Consider the following 20,184-nt stretch of genomic DNA (forward strand, 5'->3'; position numbering starts at 1 on the left):
CACTGTTTTTCCAAAAGTCTATTTCAGCTCCAGCATCACCACCGATTGCGGCGGCAATACCGCCGTCAGCTGATCGCCCTGTTTGCGGGCGCCGTCGAATTTTTGAATCCTGATTTTATCCGGGGCGGCAAAAGTGTTCACGTCCGTGAATTTCGCGGAGGTGATCACCTGGCCCGTTACATTTTTCCATTTTACGTCTTTCAGGGTGGTTTGCAGGCTGACCTTTTGAGAGGGATGCATGTTCACGATGGAAATATGCACCGTGCCGGTGGAATCCTGCGAGGCGGATACGTTCAGCGCGGGGATCTTTTCGCCGCCTACGTTGTAGTCCGGGCTGTTCAGCTGAATGGACAAACGCTTCGCGTCGTGATGCGCCTTGTACAGGTCGAACACATGGTAGGTGGGCGTCAGCAGCATTTTTTCTTTCTCTGTGAGCACCAGGGCCTGCAGTACGTTTACGGTCTGCGCGAGATTGGCCAGGCGCACCCGTTCGCTGTGGTTATTGAAGATGTTCAGCGTTACGGCGGCGATCATGGCGTCGCGGAGGCTGTTTTGCTGGTAGAGGAAGCCGGGGTTGGTGCCGGGCTCCACGTTGGTCCAGATGCCCCATTCGTCCACTGCCAGGGCCACTCTCTTTTTCGGATCGTATTTATCCATGATGGCGCTGTGTTTGGTCACGAGGGTGTCCATGAACAGGCATTTCTGCATGGTGGTGAAATATTCCTGTTCAGAGAAGGCTGTGGCGGAACCTTTGTCGCCCCATGTTTTGGGGACGGTATAGTAGTGTACGGAGAGGCCCCACATCTGGTTGAGGGGAATGCCTTTCATACAGGTTTCCGTCCAGTGATAATCCCCGGAGTTGGCGCCGCTCACGATCTTTTTCAGTGGGGCGCCGGGGTAGTTGCGGGCGTAGGTGGCATAACGCCGGTATTCGCCCACGTAATACTCCGCGGTCATATTGCCGCCGCAGCCCCAGCTTTCGTTGCCCACGCCCCAGAAGCTCACTTTCCAGGGAGCGGCATGGCCGTTCTGCTTTCTTAATTCCGTCATGGGGCTGAGGCCGGAAAAATTGAGGTATTCTACCCATTTGGACATCTCGTCTACCGTGCCGCTGCCCACGTTGGCGGAAATATAGGGCTCGCATTGCAGCAGCTCGCACAGTTCCAGGAACTCGTGGGTGCCGAAGCTGTTGTCTTCCGTAACGCCGCCCCAGTGGGTGTTGATCATTTTGGGGCGCTCCGTGCGGGGACCGATGCCGTCCCGCCAGTGGTATTCATCCGCGAAGCAGCCGCCGGGCCAGCGGAGATTGGGAATATTGATCTTTTTCAGCGCTTCTACCACGTCCAGGCGGATGCGGTCTTTTTTGGGCACGTTCAGACTTTCGTCTACCCAGAAGCCGTCATAAATACAGCGGCCGAGATGCTCTGAGAAATGGCCGTAGATATGCCGGCTGATCACGTTCCGGGGGGCGCCGTCCACTACCAGGCTGGCAGTTTGTTGGGCAAATGCGGTCGTTGTGGCGAACAGCATGCCTGCGGCAAAAAGGATTTTCTTCATATCGTGGTGCAAGTTTTGTGGAAGAACCACAAGATAAAATAAATAATTGTCAATTTTACATGTAATTTCCGGATGATGATCGTTATGTCGAATATTAATGCATGTTTATATCGATTTATCTTTCATTATGATGAATATTTAGTAGTGTATAATTGACAGTAATTGATGATGGGGAAGGATGGAAATTATCCTGTCCGTTTCCCGTTCATCCATTCCACCCCGTATTTACATCCCCCGATTGTAGTATATTAGCCCCCCGGTCCGCCGACCGGTTACCTGTTATGTTATACAACAAGATCAAAACAAAAAACCAACATCATCTTATGAGAAGAAATTTCCTGGTGCTGGCGCTTGCGGTTTCAAGCGTCTTTTCCTTTTGGAATAGTCCCGTCTCTGCCCAGAAAAAGGCTACGGCAAGATTTGCCGGTGAGCTGATCCCGGCGGACGCCGGGGTGAAAATAGGCAAGCTCCCCAACGGCCTGACCTATTACATCCGCAAGAACGCCGAGCCAAAGAACCGCGCCGTGCTGTACATGGCCCTCAAAGCCGGCTCCCTCATGGAAACCGATGCACAGCAAGGACTGGCGCACTTCACCGAGCACATGTCATTCAACGGCACCAGGGATTTCCCCAAGAACGAGCTGATCAACTACCTGCAGAAAGCCGGCGTGAAGTTCGGGGCTGACCTGAACGCCTATACGTCTTTCGATCAGACCGTTTACCAGCTGCCGATCCCTACAGACAGCGCCGCGCTGTTCCGCAACGGGTTCAAGATACTCGCCAACTGGGCGGGACTGGTAACCATGGAAGCCTCCGAGATCGACGCGGAAAGAGGCGTGATCGTGGAGGAAGACCGCCAGCGGGGCAAGAACGCGCAGTCCCGCATGCAGAAAGAGCTGCTGCCGGTTCTCCTGAAAGGCTCCCGCTATGCGGAACGCATCCCCATCGGCAAGATCGACATCATCCAGAACTTCAAACATGAAGAGCTGAGGAACTTTTATAAGGACTGGTACCGCCCCAACCTGCAGGCCGTGATCGCCGTCGGCGATTTTGATCCCGCACAGGTGGAAGCGCTGATCAAGGAGCACTTCGGCCCGCTGAAGAACCCCGCCAATCCAAAGCCGCACCCGACCTACGGCCTGCCCGACAACGACGAGCCGCTCATCAAGATCGTAACGGACGTGGAATTTCCCTATCACCAGGCATTCGCCATGATGCGCCACCGCGGCAATATCTCCAGAACAACCGCCGATGTGCGGGAAAGCGTTGTGGAAGGAATGATCAACAACATGATGGCCAGCCGCATCAACGAGCTGATGCAGAAAGGCACCGCGCCCTTCATTTACGGCAAGTTCGGCTACGGCCCCTACCAGGGCGGCCTGATACCCGGACTGGATGCCACCGAAGTGGCCGCGGTATCCAAAACGCCGGAAGGACTGGCAGACGCGCTGAAAGGTATGATGGTGGAAGCGGAAAGAATGGCGCAGTTCGGCTTCACGGCCTCCGAGCTGGAAGTAGTGAAAAAGAACATGGACGCCGGCAACGAAAAAGGCTTCCGCGAAAAAGATAAAACACCCTCCAATGCATACGTGCAGCAATACCTCCGGCATTTCCTGCAGGGCACCGCTATTCCGTCGGCCACCTACCGGTATGAGCTGATGAAAAAGCTGATCGGCGAGATCACCCTCGAAGAAGTGAATAAAGCCGCAAAAAGAATGGTGAAGGAAGAAAACCTGACCATCATTGTGCAGGCCCCGGAAAAAAGCAAAGACAAGCTGCCCACAGAAGCGCAGTTGCTCAATGCGATCCGCAGCGCCGGCAAAGGCGTGACGGCGTATGTGGACAATGCCGTTGACAAACCCCTGCTGGAAAAGAAACCGGTAGCCGGGAAAATAGTGGACGAACAGAAGATCGATGCGATCGGCGTTACAAAGCTCACGCTGTCCAACGGCGTGAAAGTAATGCTCAAACCCACCGACTTCCGCAACGACCAGATCATCTTCTCCTCCTTCGCTACCGGCGGTACTTCCCAGGCAGACGATAAGGACTACCTCGCCATCAGCTATGCCAGCAATATTGCCGGCGACGGCATCGGCGAATTTGACAACACGCAGCTCCGCAAGCTGCTGGCCGGTTCCACCGCCAGCGCATCCGTTTACATCAGCGAGCTGCACCAGGGCTTCAGCGGCGGCGCTTCCCCGAAAGACCTGGAAACCGCGCTGCAGCTGGTGTACGCACATGCCACCAATCCCCGTAAAGATCCCGTGGTGTTTAAAAAGAACATCGATGACTATAAGGTAGTGCTGGCCAACTCCGGCGTTTCCCCCGAGGTGGCGTACCGCGATACCGTGAACGCAGTGTGGACTTCCTACAGCGAGCGCGAAAGAAAAGCTACGCCCGCGGAGCTGGACAATGTATCCCTCGATAAATCCTTCGACTTCTATAAAGCCCGCTTCGCGGATGCGAGCGGCCAGACCTTTGTGTTTGTCGGCAATTTTGAAGTGGAGAAGATCAAGCCCCTGCTGGAAACATACCTCGGCGGCCTGCCGGCTGACAAGCGCAACGAGCAGTACATCGACCGCGGCGTGAAACCGCTGCCCGGCAAAGTAGAACGGACCGTGCGCAAGGGCATTGAAGACAAAGCGCAGGTGCAGTTATTCTTCCATGGCAGCTACAGCTACGCGCCGGAGAACAACATGCAGCTGAGCGCATTGAGCGAGATACTGGAATTCAAGGTGCTGGAACGCCTGCGCGAAAAAGAAAGCGGCGTGTACAGCCCGAGAGTGGGCGTATCCTACGAGAAGCTGCCCGCGCCCTATTACGCCCTTTCCATCTCCTTCAGCTGCGCCACCGCGAATGTGGACAAGCTCATCGCCGCCGCGCTGGACGAAGTGGAACTGATCAAAAAGAACGGCGCCACCGCGGTGGACGTTGAGAAATTCAAAGCCGAAAGCAGGCGCTCCATTGAAGTGAGCCTGCGCGAGAATAATTTCTGGCTGAACTACCTCGTTGGCAAGTTCAGGGATAACGAAGATCCCACCAGCATCCTGAAGCAAAACGAACGCCTGGGCAAGGTAACGCCGGAATCTGTGAAAGCAGCGGCACAGCTTTACCTCAGTGGTAAGAACTTCTTCCGGGCCGTGCTGGTGCCGGAGAAATAAATAAAACTGATTTTTAAAAAAGGGAGTGTACCGGAACTTTTGGTACACTCCCTTTTTTATGCAGGCAACCATATATACAACCCTGTTTACCGCCGCTTTTATGGAATTATCCCCGCCCCGCATCTCTACAGCATGCCATACCTTCCGCTGTTCCTCATCACCTGCATGCTCCGCCCGGACGTATCCGCCATACAGCCCCCGGCAGGATATACCCGCATCCACCAGCCCGCAACCGCCTTCGGCAGCTGGCTCCGCAAAGTGCCGCTGAAAGCGGACAACACCGTGTATCTCTACAACGGTCAGCAAAAAGCCAATCAGTCCGCGCAGTTCGCCGTGCTGGACGTAACAGTAGGAGATAAAGACCTGCAGCAATGCGCGGACGCCGTTATGCGCCTCTATGCGGAATACCTCTACAGCCAGAAAAGATACGCCGGTATCGCCTTTCATGCCACGGACGGCACGCTGATGGACTATCAAAGCTGGACGGAAGGAAACCGCTTCGTGATCCGGCAGGGGAAGCTGAAGAAGCAGCGTATGGCCGCGGCCTGCGACAGCCGCGCCTGTTTTGAATCCTATCTGCAAACCGTATTTGCTTACGCCGGCACCCTTTCCCTCAGCAAAGAGCTGCAGCCGCTGCCGTCTGTAATGGATATCAGGCCGGGAGACGTGTTCATCAAAGGCGGCTCGCCGGGGCATGCGGTGATAGTGATGGATGTTGCGGTGAACGGGGCGGGAGAGAAGATGTTCCTGCTGGCGCAAAGCTATATGCCGGCGCAGGACATTCATATTTTAAGGAACCCATCCGGCGCACATTCCCCCTGGTACAGCACGCGCCAGGCGGATGTGCTGGTAACGCCGGAATGGACGTTCGAAAGCGGGTCGCTGAAACGCTTCAGATAAAACGCTTCCAATAAAAAAGGGCCGGTCAGTAATCTGTCCAGCCCTGTAAAACGATATTATTAAGCAAGCTTAATCGATACGTCTAACATTAACAGCATTCATGCCTTTCCTACCTTCCTGCAGTTCAAACTCTACGCGGTCATCTTGCTGGATCTCATGAATGAGACCGTTTACGTGTACAAAAGTTTCTTTGGCTGACTCATCATGTTTGATGAAACCAAAGCCTTTTGTTTCATTGAAGAACTTTACAGTTCCGGTGAATTTTTGTTCCATTGTGTAAATAATTAAAAAAAATGTGTGGAAGCGAAGGTATGATTAATAATCAATAGCACCTAATTAACCAGATGTTAATAGAACGATCGAATGGTGTTTTTGTTTTATATGGTGGATGGTAAAGCATTTCAAACGAGTTATTTTATTGTACCTTTGGCGGATCAGACCGTAAAATCATGGTAAAAACAGGAGAATACAACATTTTGAAGATTAAAAAGGAAACGGATTTTGGCGTTTTCATGGATGGAGGCGACCAGGAGATACTGCTTCCGAAAAGGTATGTGCCGAAAGGCGCGAAGCCCGGAGATGAGCTGGAAGTGTTCCTGTATCATGATTCCGAGAACCGCCTTATTGCCACTACCGACCGTCCGTATGGCGTGGTGGGCGATGTGGTGACCCTCAAAGCAGTGGACGCCACGGAACAGGGCGCGTTCCTGGACTGGGGATTGATGAAAGACCTTTTTGTTCCGCTTTCGCAGCAAATGATGCGGATGCGTAAAGGGCAGGAATATCTCGTCAGGATCTATCTCGATGAGCTGACCGGCCGCGTTGCCGCCACCGAAAAGATCGATCCGTACCTCAGTAACGAGGAGCTGACCGTAAAGGAAATGGATGAAGTGGACCTGATCATCTACCGCCGTACAGACATCGGCTTCGTTACCATCATCAACAACAAGCACACCGGCATCCTCCACAAAGCAGACCAGGTGAAGCCATACGATATCGGCGACCGCCTGAAAGGCTTTGTAAAAGCCATCCGCGAAGGCAACAAGATAGATGTGGTGCCCGGAAAAGCAGGCTATAAAAAAGTAGAAGACGAAGCCGGCAAGATCCTGCGGCTGCTGCAGGAACACGACGGGTATCTTCCTTATCACGATAAATCAGACCCCGAAGAGATCGCCGCATTCTTTGGCATGAGCAAGAAAACCTTCAAGATGACCACAGGCAGCCTCTACAAACAGCAGAAAATCGAATTTACGAAAACCGGCATCCGCCTGCTGGACTGAACGCCGGCAGTTACACAATAATTGCTAGTTTTGCATCCATATGAAGGACTACAAAAAGCATTTTGTGATCACCGCGCCGCCGGAAGACGTGTACCGCGCGCTCACGCTGCCCGCCACCATTCAGCTGTGGACAGGGGAGAAGGCCGTGATGAGCACAGAGCCGGGCTCGGAATTTTCCCTGTGGGACGGGAGCATCGAAGGCATGAACCTCGAATTTGAAGCCGACCGCAAGATCGTGCAGCAATGGTATTTCGGTGAGCAGGAAGAGCCCTCTATCGTTACCATCATTCTGCACCCGCATAAAAAAGGCACCTCCGCGGAACTCAGGCATACCAATATCCCCGACGAAGATTATGATAACATCACCGGAGGCTGGAACGAAGCCTACTTCGGCGCGCTGATCGATTTTTATACCGAATGAGGACCGCTACCATCAATGAACTGAAGAAGGAACTGAGTACGGTTCCGCATGCGCAGCTGGCGGAGCTGTGCCTCCGGCTGGCAAAGGCCAAAAAGGAAAACAAGGAACTGCTTACCTACCTGTTGTTCGACGCGCATGATCTGGACGGCTACATCCGCTCCGTCCGCGAATACATCGACCTGGAATTTGCATCCCTCTCCACCACCCATCTCTACTTCGCAAAGAAAACGCTGCGAAAGATACTCCGCATCACCAACAAGCACATCCGCTTCACCGGATCAAAGCAGGCTGAAACAGAACTGCTGCTGTTCTTCTGCGAGAAAATGAAGAAGTCCGGCATACGGATGGACAACAGCGTGCAGCTTACCAACCTTTATTTTCAGCAGTTGCGGAAGATCGAAAAGGCCATTGAAGCGCAGCACGAAGATCTGCAATACGACTACCGGAAGAAGCTGGACGCGCTGTCGTATCCCTGATAAAAATGATGAACGCTGTTGGTCAATCCATCAGCTGCCGGGTAAAAAGATTTGCTAATTTTATCCGGCATGACCACCACATTACCCTCTCCGGAAATCATTTATACAGACGATCGGGGCGCGCGGGCCCAAATCCGTTCCATTGAATACCAATGGGAAGATGTGCATATGTTCGCCACGGAATCCCGGCATGAGCAGCCGGTGCGTTATACGGACAAACAGGAAACGCCTTCGCTCTGCATGTATTTTTCGCTGGAAGGCACCGGGTATGCCGTTACCTCCAACCGCCGGGAAGACCTGCAGGTGGCCGCCAACCAGCATGTATTGTGCTACTCGCCTTACTTTGAAGGGCACTATGTGCTGGAACCCTCCGTCAGCCGTAACTTCGGCATCGATATCGGTCCAGCTTTCTTCGAACGCCTGCTTACCAGCGACCTGGACTGCCTGCTGCGCATGGGCGACAAGATCGCGCGGGGGCAGGTGGCGGACATCTCTCCCTGGCCCATGCACATCACGCCGCGGCAGCAATGGGTGATGAAGGAAATGATCCATTGCAGCTATGAAGGCCAGATGAAACAGTTGTATTACGAAGCAAAGATCATCGAACTGTTTCTCATGCAGGCGCAGCAGGCGGAAAACCTCATGGGCCGGAAGCCGCTGCAGATCAAGGCTGCGGACATCGAGAAGCTGCATGCCGCGCGCCAGTTCGTGCACCTGAACATGTTCGAGCCCATCAGCCTGCAGCAGGTAGCGCGGGCGGCGGGGTTAAATGATTTCAAGCTGAAGAAAGGATTCCGTGAGCTGTTCGGCACCACCGTGTTCGGTTATCTCAATGAGCTGAAGATGAATCACGCGAAGCGGTTGCTGCAGGATGGCGGCGTGTCCGTTGGAGATATTGCGATAGACCTGGGGTACAGCGAGCCGCAGAATTTTACGAAGGCTTTCAAACGCTATTACGGCTACACGCCGGGCGAAGTGAAGGGCCGCCATTGATCAAAATCTTCCTCCCGATACCGGAATATTCCCTAAGTTTAAAATATGAAACCGAGCATGATCATGTCAATGCGAGGTTTATCTCGATCATGTTTAGATCTTATTAGCCTCGATGCATCTTCGATGTCATCTGGCCCGTAAAAAATCAATATTAACAGATGAAAAGCATCCTTACCATTGCCCTGTTACTCGGCAGCACCAGCCTCTTTGCGCAGAAAACCCCCGCGGCCGCGGAAACGCATCAACGCGCTATAAAGATCGATTCTTTCGTAGCCACCAGCCATGAAGCCACCATCCGCGGGCAGAAAGTGCCGTACAAGACCATCGCCGGGACCCTGCCCGTATGGGACGATGACGGCAAAGCGATCGCAGGCGTGTTCTATACCTATTTCGAAAGGCAGAACGTGGCGGACCGCAATGCGCGGCCATTGGTGTTCTCGTTTAACGGCGGCCCCGGCACCGCGTCCGTCTGGATGCAGATCGGCTACACCGGCCCCCGCGTGCTCAACATTGATGACGAAGGCTACCCCGTGCAGCCATACGGCCTGAAAGACAACCCGCATTCCATCCTGGACGTGGCGGACATTGTGTATGTAGACCCGGTGAACACCGGCTTCTCCCGCCCGGCGAACAAAGACGTGCCACGCGACAAATTCTTCGGTGTGAACCAGGACATCAAATACCTCGCGGAATGGATCAACACCTTCCTTTCCCGTTACAAAAGATGGGCCTCGCCCAAATACCTCATCGGCGAAAGCTACGGCACCACCCGCGTTTCCGGTCTCGCGCTGGAATTGCAGAACGCGCAGTGGATCTACCTGAACGGTGTGGTGCTGGTATCGCCCACGGATCTTGGCATTGAAAGAACAGGTCCCGTCAGCGCCGCCCTGCGCCTGCCGTACTACGCCGCCACGGCATGGTACCACAAAGCCCTCCCCGCCGATCTGCAGCAAAAAGAACTGACCACGCTGCTGCAGGAAGTGGAAACGTTCACCGTCAGGGATTACATACCCGCACTGGCGGAAGGCGGCTTCATCAGCGACGCGAAAAAGAAAGAAATGGCCGCGAAAATAAGCCGCTACGCCGGCCTCCCGGAAAAATCCGTACTGCAGCAGAACCTGGACATACCCACCAACTTCTTCTGGAAAGAACTGCTGCGCGACCGCGGGTACACCGTTGGCCGGCTGGATTCCCGCTACCTGGGCATCGACCGGAAAGACGGCGGCGACCGCGTGGACTTCAACGCGGAACTCACCTCCTGGCTGCATTCCTTTACACCCGCCATCAACATCTACCTGCGTGAAGAACTCAACTACAAGACCGATCTCAAATACTATATGTTCGGCCCCGTTTTTCCCTGGGACAATGATGGCAACAGAACAGGAGAGAACCTCCGCCAGGCCATGGCGCAAAACCCTTTCCTGCATGTACTCATCCAGAGCGGATATTACGACGGCGCCTGCGATTACTTCAACGCCAAATACAGCATGTGGCAGCTGGACCCAAGCGGGAAGCTGAAAGACCGCCTCTCCTGGGAAGGCTACCGCAGCGGGCACATGATGTACCTCCGCAAAGACGACCTCGCCACCAGCAACGAACACCTCCGCAACTTCATCCTGCAGTCCATTCCCAAAGCCGGACAACCCGCAAAATATTAACATCGCGCCCCTTGCCTGATAAGTTGGCAAGGGGCGTTTACATACGCCGGCAGGAAGCCCTCTCTTTTGTTGAAATTTTGTAAAGTTTGTTTTTTGTTTTGCGTAACTTTAAGCTACACGCCATTGATCGTTGTCACTATAATGTCATTTCAGAAAGACCATATTTTTAACTTACCAGCAAAGTTGATAGTTTAGAAGTATTATCATCATACACCCAAAAGACCAGGAGAGAACTAAATCGCGACTTTTATCAGACATGAGAAAAGGCTACTCTGACTTTCACCAGCAAAAAAATTAGAACATTTACGAGGAAAGGATTTTATAGGAATTCAACATTTAACTGTTTAAACCAAGCTAAATCGATTTTTTCAGGTGCCTTATCGGATTTCCGGCAAGAGAGCGCCGTTGTATAATGCTGTGAAAAAAGGCACACCCTTCATTACATCAGGACCCAACAGAAGAGTATGATCAAACGCCGCCGGAAGGCGGCAGGGAGTTTTATTGTCTTTACTGTAACCAGCATCAAAATTGCCCGGAAGGGCAACAGGGCATGCTATGCCTGTAACATACCAGATTACTCACCAAAAAATGATACATGAAAGTGAACAACGTTTGACATCCACTCGCACATCCTTACCAATTATCCAAATTCAACAACCAAAATTTAAACGTATGTTTAAAAGAACAATTTACCTCATGTTCCTGGTGCTCCTATCCATGCAAGGGATAGCGCAGGAACAGAAAATCACCGGTACGGTGAAAGACAAATCCGGCACCGGCCTGCCCGGTGTAACGGTCGTGGAGAAAGGCACTACCAGCGGAACGGTCACGGATGCCGACGGCCGGTTTTCCATGACATTAAAGGGCACCTCCCGCATCCTCACATTTTCCTTTATCGGGTTTAACAGCCAGGACGTGAATGTAGAAGGCAAGACCGCTGTGCTCGTTGTGCTGGAAGACAACCAGAAAATGTTGCAGGACGTGGTGGTGATCGGTTACCAGGAAGTTTCGCGCCGCAAGAACACTGCCGCCGTATCCACCGTTAAAGGCGAGACCATCGCCAATCTTCCCGCCGCGAGTGTAGACATGATGCTGCAGGGGCGCGTGAGCGGCGTGAACGTGCAGAACTTTTCCGGTGAGCCCGGCATCCGCAACAGCCTGGTGGTCCGCGGCAACACCTCCGTACTGCGCGGATACGACGAAGCCCGCGCCCTCAGCTCCCCTTTATATGTGATCGACGGGATCATTACCACCACCAATGATATCGGCGCCATGGAGGGCAACGGCACCGGAACGAATGTGATCGCCGGTCTGAACCCCAACGACATCGAATCCATCGACATCCTCAAAGATGCCTCCGCATCCGCCATCTACGGCTCCCGCGGCTCCAACGGCGTGATCATCATCAAAACCCGCCGCGCAAAGACCGGCAAGCCGGAATTCAATTTCTCCACCTACATGGGCATCGCGCAAAAGCCCAAGCTGGTGGAAACCGTGATAGGCGCTGAAGAACGCCGGATGAAACGGGATGTGATGGAACTCTATAACCAGTACATAGACAATGAATCCCTGCCCATGATGCTCACAGACAGCCTCAATCCGGCTTTCAACAATGCAACGGACTGGCAGGGCATGTTCTACAAGACCGGCATCCTCAATAACTACGACCTCTCCGTGGCCGGCGCCACAGACGCCATCAACTACCGCCTCAGCCTCGGGCATTACAAGGAAGACGGCATCGTGAAAAATACCGGCTTCAAACGCTATTCCATACTCGGTACGGTAGGCGCCACCATTACGCCCTGGCTCCGTAACCAGACCCGCTTCCGCTATAGCCGCACAGACCGTCCACGCAGCGTGAACGAACGCACCGGCAGCTTCTTCGCCTTCAGCACCTACACCATGCCTTCGTCTTTCTACGCATTGACGGATGAAAGCCGGGAATACCTGCTGGGCAACAGCAACCGGGTGGACAAGAACATCGACAACGACCTGCAGTTCAGCACCTCCTTCACGGCGGACATTCTCAAGAACCTGCATTTCAACGGCACCGTCAACTACCAGAATAAAACGTCCAACCGCGATTACTATCAGCCTTCCGTGGTGCGTGACAACGGGCAGGGCTTTGCGTCTTCCTTCTCCTCGAAATCGGAATACATCACCGCGTATGCCACGCTGGACTATTCCGCGAAAATCGGCGAGCACGACATCAACGTGATTGCGGGGCAGAATATAGAATACACCCAATACCGCTCCAACTACGGGGATGCGGACCTCATACCGAATGACTATGTATGGCGCGTGATCGTGGCGAATAAAAATTATTCATATACCGAAAGCAAGATCCAGGAAACCGGCCTGCAAACGCTCTTCGCGCGGCTGAACTATTCCTTTAAAGACCGTTACCTGCTGTCCGCCGTATTCAATGCGGATGCATCTTCCAAATTCGGTAAGGATAACCGCTGGGGCTTTTTCCCTTCTGTTTCCGCGGGATGGATCGTGAGTGACGAACCTTTCATGCAGGGGACAATGGGGTGGATGAATTTCCTGAAGGTCCGCGGCAGCTTCGGCGTTACGGGGAACCAGCCGGAAGGCAATTACCTCGGGTATAATAACTACCTGGTGAACAATGCATCTTTTGCCGGCGCGGATGGTAACTGGGGCTCGGACCTGTCCACTTCCTACAACGGCACCCCGGTGATCACGCCTAACTATTTTAACGGCATCGCGCAGCGGAACCTCTCCTGGGAAGAGTCCCGCCAGGGCAACATTGGTATAGACATGGGGTTGTTCAAAGACCGCGTCCGGCTGACGGCCGACCTGTATAACCGGCAAACGACAAAAGGTTTCTTCAACTACCTGCTCCCCAACGCGAGCGGATACACGCAGGCGCAGACCAACGCGATCGGCTTACGCAACTCCGGCCTGGAAGTAACGCTGAACACCCGCAACCTCTCCGAACGCAGCCCGCTGCAATGGTCCACAGACTGGACCTTCGCCTATAACGAGAACGTGATCACCGCACTGCCCAACGGCGGCCGGAGCATCGTGTTCAATTACAACACAGGGGTATACGGACTGGATTACCTGCTGTCCGTGGGCCTGCCCGTGAACCAGTATTACGTGTTCGAGTTCAACGGCATTTACTCCCGCCCGGAAGATGTGCCGTACAACCTGCTCACAGGCCAGCCTATGAAGAATTTCGTGGGATGGGAATATCATGCGGGCGATCCTATCCTGATAGACCAGGACGGCAACTTTGACCTGAAAGAACCGATGGACCAGATCATCGGCGGTGATCCCAACCCCAAATTCTACGGCGGTATCCTGAACACTTTCACCTGGAAAGGCATTTCCCTCAGCTTTTTCCTCAACTACACTTTTGGCCGCGATATCATGAACAGCTATATGAACCGCCGCCTGGAATACCTGTTTGAAGCCACCGGCAACGACGGCGAACGCCAGCTGATGCAAAGGGCCATGATGGACATTACAAAGCTGAACTACTGGAAGAAGCCCGGCGACATTGCTGACCTGCCCACTTTCTCCATCGTGAACGGCCAGCGCTCGCCTTACCGTTTCCTGGACAAGAGCACCATGTATATCGAAGACGGCAGCTATCTCCGCGTGAAGAACGTGACGGTCGGTTACAATTTCAGTCCGGATGTGCTCCGGCGCATCAAACTGAGCCGCCTGCGCTTTTATGGGATGATCGATAACCTCTACACCTTCCAGCGTTCCAGCATCCCGGATGCGGAAGCGGTGAACGCATACGGCGTGTATACCGGGGATGGATATCCGATCCCCATGAAATTCACGCTGGGCCTGGACCTCAGTTTCTAAAGGGAACTTAATTGCTACAAGTAAAACAAATGAACATGAAACGACTTACATATATCATACTACCTGTATTGCTGGCCGGATGGTTCCTGGCGGGCCAGACATCCTGCAAGAAGGTATTGGAGCTGGAATCCAAGGAAACGCCTTCCAGCAACAAGTTCTGGAAGAACCAGGGCGATGCGCTGGCCGGCCTCCTCGGCGGCTATTCCCTGCTGCGGGATGCCCTCACGGACGAGAACCGCTATTACGTATATGGCGACGTGCCCGCCAATACGTTCCGCATCACTTATTATTCCGATTATTCCATCCACCAGATCCGCGACGGGTCTTTTGACGGCGTATACTACGGTTACCTGGAAAATCTGCAGAACTGGACGAAGTTCTATAAAGCCATCGCGCAGGCCAACCTGCTGATCATGAAAATACCGGGCATCCCGGAAATGACGTTTAACTCCGGTTACAAGGATTACTTTCTCGGAGAAGCCTACTTCCTCCGTGCATTTAATTACTTCTACATTTCAAGGGTATGGGGTGATGTGCCGTTGGTGCTGACAGCTGTGGAGGATGTGGAAGAAGCGCAGAACTACGGCCGCGAAAAGCAGGAGGTAGTGCTCGCGAAATGTCTGGAAGACCTGGACTCCGCCATCAGCCTGCTTCCCCAGATGCCGCTCGGCAGCGGGGACCGCGGCGTAAGGGCCACCAAAGCCTCCGCGCTCGCCTTGCAGGCGCATATTTATGCCTGGATGAAGGATTACACCAAATGTGAGGAGGTGACGCGCGACCTGGTAGCCAACCCCGGCAGCTACGGCCTTACCTTCATTACCGATTCCGCGGAATATGCGAAAATGAGCATTGGACGTTCTACCGAAGGCATTTTCGAGATCAATATCAATTATGAACAGAACGAATCATCCACTGACGGCATCGGGCAGAAAACCCTGTATGCCCCGTACCTCGCCACCCGCGAACCGGGCAGCGATCCGGAAAAAGTGCCCTGGCTGGTGCTGGGCGAAACGCTCAACAAAATATATGATAACCCGGACGACCTGCGCAGGAAAATGTGGATATATGAAGACCCCATCGGGCCGGACATGCTGATGCTGCGGAAATACGCCAGCGTATTCTACCGCGACGGCGATGAACGGAAAGACCCACGTTACTCCAACAACATCATCATCAACCGCCTGTCAGATGTTATACTGCTGCGGGCGGAAGCACTGTACATGAACGGCGATGAGCCCGGCGCCCGCCTGCTGGTGAACATGACCCGCAACCGCGCCCGCATCGGCGATCTGGACCCTTCCATCACCGGCGACGACTTCCTGCTCGAACTGGTTTATGAAAGGCAGCGCGAGCTGTTCGCGGAAGGCCATGCCTTCTGGGACCTGCTGCGCACCGGCAAGATCACGGAATTCAATTCCATCTTCAACGGCGCGATGGAACAGGGCACCACCACCTACGGCCGCAACTACTGGCCGATCCCCCGCGTACTGTTCAAAGACAACCTGCTGATGAAACAAACACCTTACTGGAACGGCAGGCTTTAAACGATCATCTTAAAAATGTAAACATGCAACCGTATATAAAATGGCCGCTTTTCGCCCTGCTGATCATCGCTTTTGCCTCCTGCAAAAAGAATGACTACCTCGTTGGCGGAAGCACCCACAACCCGCAATTCAATGGTACCACTTACGAGTACCTGAAAACAAACCCCCTGTTCGACACCCTGCTGCTGCTGATCGATAAAACCGGCATGCAGGAGGAAGTGAACGCCGCCGGCACCACTTTCTTTGCACCGACGGACTACGCCATCCAGAACTACGTGAAAAAGGTGGTGCAGGCCAGGAAAAGACTGGAGGCGAACGATGAGAATCTCGTATTCGAATTTGGCGAACTGGATTTTGACCTGCTGAAGGATTCCCTGCGGGCCTACCTCTTCGGTGAGAAGATCGAACGGACAGGGCTGAACGAAACCGGGCAGTTCTTCACCGCAAAGGATACCGAGCAAAGGCACATTTCCCTGCGGGAAGATCCGACAGGCGAATACCAGACCGGCGGCCTCACCATCGTTCCGGAATATATCTATTTCTCAAAGGTGATCGGCGCGGTAGACCCGGTTGATAATTCGGACGTGCCCGAAGCGGAGCGCGATCTCCGCGTCGTGGCGCAGACCACCGGCATCCTCACCACCACCGGCGTGCTGCACGTGCTGTCCAATACACACATTTTCACCTTTGCCACTGAACCTAAATAAACGATCATGACTATACGTAAATATATTTTGCTGAGCCTCCTCGTACTGGCAGCCGCGGTTGCCTGCAAAAAGATACCCGTTGGTTACATCAGCGACCAGATCAGGTATGTGAACGACACGTTCCGGGTGCCGCGGGGCACCAATTACAAGGCCGATCCCAAAGCGTTCGAGCTGGACGGCTCCAATTATCCCATCAGCGTAAAGCTGCTCGAAGTGCGCGACCTGGCTACCGGGAAGCCCACCACGCTCTTCTCCGAAGAAAAGGAAGTCTGGATATGGACCGCGCTTTTCAATCCCGATACGGACACTACCGTGGAGCTGCTGAACAAAAAGCGTGAAATGAAAATGGTGCCGCCGCTGGAACTGGTGGAGAAATCGGGGCAGCTGATCTTCAACGAAGGGTCTATCAATATTCCCGTCGGGAATTATTCGTTTGATGTGCAGGTTTCCAATGGCAGCGGCACGAAGGTATTCAAGGACATCTCCGTGATCCAGATACAGGACCAGCCGTTCCGGCAGGAGGGCGCGCCGGGCTGCGCTTATTTCATAGACGGCACCAACACCAGCGGGGACATTGCCACGCCTGTGATGACCTACCGCAAGATCTCCGATGAAGGCTACCAGGTAAGGTTGAAGATCACGGACAAGAACGGCATTCCCTTCAATCCCGATGCTGGTGAGCTGATCCGCCGTGGCGACCGGCCCACTTTTGAAACATATGCCAAGTTCAACCCGGTGGAATACACAGATACCACCATGGTCTGCAACTTCGAGCTGACGCCGTTCCCCATCCTGGAATACCCGGGCTACGGTTTCCTGATGTATTACCGCATCCCGAGCAATTTTGTAACCATCGATCCGGGTGTAACGCCAACGCCTGAATCCATTTATAATGTGAACCCGCGTTTCGCCTTCCGCCTGCTGGTGGCCGGAACGTACGAGGTAACGATACAGTTGCCGAAGGTCACACGGAAAGCCTGAAAACGGGGTAGCCATAAAAGGCGCCGGAGCCGCATTTTCGCGCTCCGGCGCTTCCCCTTTTTAAAATAACGTCAGTTGCCGGCTCTCTCCCGGTGGCTCTTCATTAAAATTGGACAAGGTGATCCCCAGCAGCCGGATCTTCACATCGTCCGGCTCCGTTTTCAAAAGCAGCTGCTTGGCCGCTCCGGCGATCGTTTCAAGATCACCGACAGGGTGGGGGAAAGACTGGTTGCGGGTGATCTGCCGGAAATCGCTGTACTTGATCTTGAGGGTGACGGTCCGCCCTTTCAGGTTATATTTCTTCAGCCGTTCTGTAACGGTAACGGCTATTTTATCCAGTTCCGCATTCATTTCATCCACCGTAGTAAGGTCAAAGGCAAAGGTATCTTCCGCGCCGAGCGATTTGGTTTCCCGGTGCGGCTGCACTTCGCGCTCGTCGATGCCGCGCACGATCCGGTAATAGAACCTGCCCGTTTTACCGAAATGCTGCACCAGGTCGTTTTCCGTGAGCCGTTTAAGATCGGCGCCGGTATGCAGGTTCATGCGTTTCATTTTTTCAGCGGTCACCCTGCCTACCCCGAAGAACTTTTCCACCGGCAGCTTCTCCATGAAATCCTCCACCTGGTCCGGCGCGATGAACGTAAGCCCGTCCGGCTTCTGCATGTCAGACGCGATCTTCGCCACGAACTTGTTCACGGAAATGCCCGCCGAAGCGGTCAATTGCAGCTCCTCGCGGATGGCCTGCTTGATCTGCTGCGCGATGGCGATAGCGGAGCCGATGCCGGGTTTGTCCTGCGTAACATCAAGATATGCTTCATCCAGCGATAAAGGTTCGATCAGATCGGTATAACGGTGGAATATTTCCCGGATTTTCTGGGATACTTCGCGGTAAACGGGGAAACGGGGGCGAACGAATATAACGTGTGGACAAAGCTGCTGCGCCTTTTTGGAAGGCATGGCGGAGCGGACGCCGAACTTGCGTGCTTCATAACTGGCCGCGGCCACCACGCCTCCGCGTCCTTCCGGTGAGCCGCCGACAACGATGGGCTTGCCTCGGTATTCAGGGTTGTCGCGCTGCTCCACCGATGCATAGAACGCATCCATATCAATATGAATGATCTTTCTCACGGCCCTGCAATATACACAGAAAAAGAGGGGCCGTAGCCCCTCCGTGATGACATTATTTTACCTGGTAGCGCGGCAGCACCAGGTACCGCACGATGGTGTGCGCCACGATGGACAGCACTGCCACCACCATCAGGATGAGCCCGCGCCTGACAGGTGTGTCAAACACGTCCACGATCCCGGATTCGCCGGTGCCGGCATACAGGGTGGTAAGGGTAAAGACCAGTACCCCGCTGATCCAGAGGGTCAGGTGCGACCAGAGATATTTGGTCTTGCTGTAGCGGTCTTTACCGAATGATGTGAACAGTAAAAATACATGGGCAACGAAAAACAGGGCTGCGGCCAGCGCAATGAGCATAAGTGTGGTCATAGTGTATGGTGTTAGTCAGGATGATCTTATAAATATAATAAAAATATGACAACTTTTATGGCCTGTGTTTTGTTGTACTACCATCTAAACGGTTCGATATGAAAATTATCCGTTCAATATTTGTCCTGCTGATAGTAGCCGCCGCCATTCCCGCCTGTTCCCCCACACAATCGCAACAGATCGGTCAGGGGATGGATGAGGGAACAGTGAGCCGGCTGATCGCCGACCGCAAATATGTTTTCCAGGCGCAGACCGTTTTCCCGATGAGAGGCCGCAGCCGGCAGATCACGGGCGACGGCTATGATGTATATGTGTCAAAAGATACGGTGATCTCTTACCTGCCTTATTTCGGCCGTGCCTACAACGCACCGATGGACCCTTCGCAGGGCGGCATCCAGTTCACCTCCACCAATTTTGAATACAAGGAAGAAAATGGAAAAGACGGTGGATGGAACATCACCATTAAACCCAATGACGCGCGGGACGTGCAGCAATTCTATCTCACCGTTTCGAAAGACGGATATGCATCCCTGCAGGTGACGAGCACCAACCGCCAGCCGATCTCCTTTAACGGCGTGGTCCGCGAGAAACGCAACCGGCGCTAAAAATACCGGAGCGGGTAGGGGCATGGCGCCTTTCCTTTCCGGATGCGCTCCAAATGCGCATGCAGCAGGCGTTTGCGCAAAGGCGCCAGTCTGTCTGTATACAGCTTCCCTTCGATGTGATCATATTCATGCTGGATCATCCTGGCCACGGGGCCGTGCCAGGTTTCCGTGCGGGCTTCCAGCGTTTCATCCAGCCAGCTGATGGTGATATGTTCCGCTCTTGCCACCGGCGCCTGTATGCCGGGGATGCTCAGGCAACCTTCGTCATCCAGCCAGGTGGCTTCACTGTAAGCGGTGATAAGCGGATTGATGAACGCCTGCTTTACATTCCACTCGTCCGCCTGCACTACAAAAACACGCGCGTCAATATTGATCTGCGGCGCGGCCAGCCCCACGCCGTTGGCGTTACGCATGGTATCCCACAGGTCTTCCAGCAGCAGGGGAAGTTCCGGCGATGTAACGTCTGCCGGCTGGCAACGCTTTCTCAATATGGGCGCGCCGTATGCAACGATCGGTTTAATCATGGATGCAATTTGCGGACAGGCGCGGTGGATGCATAGTAA

17 protein-coding genes are annotated in these 20,184 nt (G+C 53.8%); 12 read left to right on the forward strand and 5 right to left on the reverse strand.

The annotated features are described in order from the left end of the window. Positions 1–18: 18 nt before the first annotated feature. The gene (locus CCY01nite_RS17260; RefSeq protein WP_146864437.1) at positions 19–1,557 is read right to left on the reverse strand and encodes an alpha-N-arabinofuranosidase; all 1,539 of its coding nucleotides are present in this window, start codon (positions 1,555–1,557) and stop codon (positions 19–21) included. Positions 1,558–1,880: 323 nt separating this feature from the next. On the opposite strand from CCY01nite_RS17260, the gene CCY01nite_RS17265 reads away from it, so the two are divergent. Together CCY01nite_RS17265 and CCY01nite_RS17270 are read left to right on the forward strand one after the other, a co-directional pair. Beyond that, positions 1,881–4,718, forward strand: coding sequence for a M16 family metallopeptidase (locus tag CCY01nite_RS17265; RefSeq protein WP_146864440.1), 2,838 nt, complete (start codon positions 1,881–1,883; stop codon positions 4,716–4,718). A 132-nt stretch (positions 4,719–4,850) separates the two neighbouring features. Next, on the forward strand, positions 4,851–5,618 hold the full coding sequence (locus tag CCY01nite_RS17270) for a DUF4846 domain-containing protein (RefSeq protein ID WP_146864442.1): 768 nt from the start codon (positions 4,851–4,853) through the stop codon (positions 5,616–5,618). A 69-nt stretch (positions 5,619–5,687) separates the two neighbouring features. Here the strand turns inward: CCY01nite_RS17270 and CCY01nite_RS17275 are convergent, their stop codons facing one another. After that, complete coding sequence (locus CCY01nite_RS17275; RefSeq protein ID WP_146864444.1) at positions 5,688–5,891, reverse strand: cold-shock protein; 204 nt, start codon at positions 5,889–5,891, stop codon at positions 5,688–5,690. A 176-nt stretch (positions 5,892–6,067) separates the two neighbouring features. Between CCY01nite_RS17275 and CCY01nite_RS17280 the strand changes: the two genes are divergently transcribed. The 9 genes from CCY01nite_RS17280 to CCY01nite_RS17320 all read left to right on the forward strand — a co-directional run bounded on the left by CCY01nite_RS17280 (position 6,068) and on the right by CCY01nite_RS17320 (position 17,521). Then, positions 6,068–6,898: a CvfB family protein gene (locus CCY01nite_RS17280; protein WP_146864446.1), complete on the forward strand. Its 831-nt coding sequence runs from the start codon at positions 6,068–6,070 to the stop codon at positions 6,896–6,898. A 40-nt stretch (positions 6,899–6,938) separates the two neighbouring features. Then, on the forward strand, positions 6,939–7,319 hold the full coding sequence (locus CCY01nite_RS17285) for an SRPBCC domain-containing protein (protein ID WP_146864448.1): 381 nt from the start codon (positions 6,939–6,941) through the stop codon (positions 7,317–7,319). Continuing rightward, the gene (locus CCY01nite_RS17290) at positions 7,316–7,795 is read left to right on the forward strand and encodes a hypothetical protein (RefSeq protein ID WP_146864451.1); all 480 of its coding nucleotides are present in this window, start codon (positions 7,316–7,318) and stop codon (positions 7,793–7,795) included. The genes CCY01nite_RS17285 and CCY01nite_RS17290 overlap by 4 nt, the downstream gene beginning before the upstream one ends. A 69-nt stretch (positions 7,796–7,864) precedes the next feature. After that, positions 7,865–8,788, forward strand: a complete 924-nt coding sequence (locus CCY01nite_RS17295; protein ID WP_146864453.1) for a helix-turn-helix transcriptional regulator — start codon at positions 7,865–7,867, stop codon at positions 8,786–8,788. 158 nt (positions 8,789–8,946) lie between these two features. Beyond that, positions 8,947–10,446 (forward strand): S10 family peptidase, encoded by a 1,500-nt coding sequence (locus CCY01nite_RS17300; protein WP_146864455.1) that lies wholly within the window; start codon positions 8,947–8,949, stop codon positions 10,444–10,446. Positions 10,447–11,118: 672 nt separating this feature from the next. Beyond that, complete coding sequence (locus CCY01nite_RS17305) at positions 11,119–14,289, forward strand: SusC/RagA family TonB-linked outer membrane protein (protein ID WP_186831118.1); 3,171 nt, start codon at positions 11,119–11,121, stop codon at positions 14,287–14,289. Between the two features lie 35 nt (positions 14,290–14,324). After that, positions 14,325–15,833 (forward strand): RagB/SusD family nutrient uptake outer membrane protein, encoded by a 1,509-nt coding sequence (locus CCY01nite_RS17310; protein ID WP_186831119.1) that lies wholly within the window; start codon positions 14,325–14,327, stop codon positions 15,831–15,833. A gap of 23 nt (positions 15,834–15,856) precedes the next feature. Continuing rightward, positions 15,857–16,540, forward strand: coding sequence for a fasciclin domain-containing protein (locus CCY01nite_RS17315; RefSeq protein WP_146864461.1), 684 nt, complete (start codon positions 15,857–15,859; stop codon positions 16,538–16,540). A gap of 6 nt (positions 16,541–16,546) precedes the next feature. After that, the gene (locus tag CCY01nite_RS17320; protein WP_146864463.1) at positions 16,547–17,521 is read left to right on the forward strand and encodes a DUF5007 domain-containing protein; all 975 of its coding nucleotides are present in this window, start codon (positions 16,547–16,549) and stop codon (positions 17,519–17,521) included. A gap of 60 nt (positions 17,522–17,581) precedes the next feature. On the opposite strand, the gene dinB is transcribed toward CCY01nite_RS17320, so the two are convergent. Further along, entirely contained in the window at positions 17,582–18,649 is a 1,068-nt protein-coding gene (dinB, locus tag CCY01nite_RS17325) for a DNA polymerase IV (protein ID WP_146864465.1), read from the reverse strand. 52 nt (positions 18,650–18,701) lie between these two features. Beyond that, positions 18,702–19,016: a hypothetical protein gene (locus tag CCY01nite_RS17330; protein WP_146864467.1), complete on the reverse strand. Its 315-nt coding sequence runs from the start codon at positions 19,014–19,016 to the stop codon at positions 18,702–18,704. A gap of 98 nt (positions 19,017–19,114) precedes the next feature. Here CCY01nite_RS17330 and CCY01nite_RS17335 point away from each other — a divergent pair, with 98 nt between their 5' ends. Further along, a complete protein-coding gene (locus CCY01nite_RS17335) occupies positions 19,115–19,621 on the forward strand; it encodes a DUF4251 domain-containing protein (RefSeq protein ID WP_146864469.1) in 507 nt (168 codons plus the stop codon). Here the strand turns inward: CCY01nite_RS17335 and def are convergent. After that, positions 19,618–20,145, reverse strand: coding sequence for a peptide deformylase (gene def / locus CCY01nite_RS17340; RefSeq protein ID WP_146864471.1), 528 nt, complete (start codon positions 20,143–20,145; stop codon positions 19,618–19,620). The genes CCY01nite_RS17335 and def overlap by 4 nt on opposite strands. Positions 20,146–20,184: the final 39 nt, after the last annotated feature.

The organism is Chitinophaga cymbidii (genome assembly GCF_007992715.1).
GTDB lineage: Bacteria > Bacteroidota > Bacteroidia > Chitinophagales > Chitinophagaceae > Chitinophaga > Chitinophaga cymbidii.

Coding starts and splice junctions, on each gene's coding strand:
- def (WP_146864471.1), bottom strand. CDS start 20,145: ATGATTAAACCGATCGTTGCATACGGCGCGCCCATATTGAGAAAGCGT.
- CCY01nite_RS17315 (WP_146864461.1), top strand. CDS start 15,857: ATGCAACCGTATATAAAATGGCCGCTTTTCGCCCTGCTGATCATCGCT.
- CCY01nite_RS17260 (WP_146864437.1), bottom strand. CDS start 1,557: ATGAAGAAAATCCTTTTTGCCGCAGGCATGCTGTTCGCCACAACGACC.
- CCY01nite_RS17270 (WP_146864442.1), top strand. CDS start 4,851: ATGCCATACCTTCCGCTGTTCCTCATCACCTGCATGCTCCGCCCGGAC.
- CCY01nite_RS17310 (WP_186831119.1), top strand. CDS start 14,325: ATGAAACGACTTACATATATCATACTACCTGTATTGCTGGCCGGATGG.
- CCY01nite_RS17305 (WP_186831118.1), top strand. CDS start 11,119: ATGTTTAAAAGAACAATTTACCTCATGTTCCTGGTGCTCCTATCCATG.
- CCY01nite_RS17280 (WP_146864446.1), top strand. CDS start 6,068: ATGGTAAAAACAGGAGAATACAACATTTTGAAGATTAAAAAGGAAACG.
- CCY01nite_RS17295 (WP_146864453.1), top strand. CDS start 7,865: ATGACCACCACATTACCCTCTCCGGAAATCATTTATACAGACGATCGG.
- CCY01nite_RS17290 (WP_146864451.1), top strand. CDS start 7,316: ATGAGGACCGCTACCATCAATGAACTGAAGAAGGAACTGAGTACGGTT.
- CCY01nite_RS17320 (WP_146864463.1), top strand. CDS start 16,547: ATGACTATACGTAAATATATTTTGCTGAGCCTCCTCGTACTGGCAGCC.
- CCY01nite_RS17285 (WP_146864448.1), top strand. CDS start 6,939: ATGAAGGACTACAAAAAGCATTTTGTGATCACCGCGCCGCCGGAAGAC.
- CCY01nite_RS17335 (WP_146864469.1), top strand. CDS start 19,115: ATGAAAATTATCCGTTCAATATTTGTCCTGCTGATAGTAGCCGCCGCC.
- CCY01nite_RS17300 (WP_146864455.1), top strand. CDS start 8,947: ATGAAAAGCATCCTTACCATTGCCCTGTTACTCGGCAGCACCAGCCTC.
- CCY01nite_RS17275 (WP_146864444.1), bottom strand. CDS start 5,891: ATGGAACAAAAATTCACCGGAACTGTAAAGTTCTTCAATGAAACAAAA.
- CCY01nite_RS17330 (WP_146864467.1), bottom strand. CDS start 19,016: ATGACCACACTTATGCTCATTGCGCTGGCCGCAGCCCTGTTTTTCGTT.
- CCY01nite_RS17265 (WP_146864440.1), top strand. CDS start 1,881: ATGAGAAGAAATTTCCTGGTGCTGGCGCTTGCGGTTTCAAGCGTCTTT.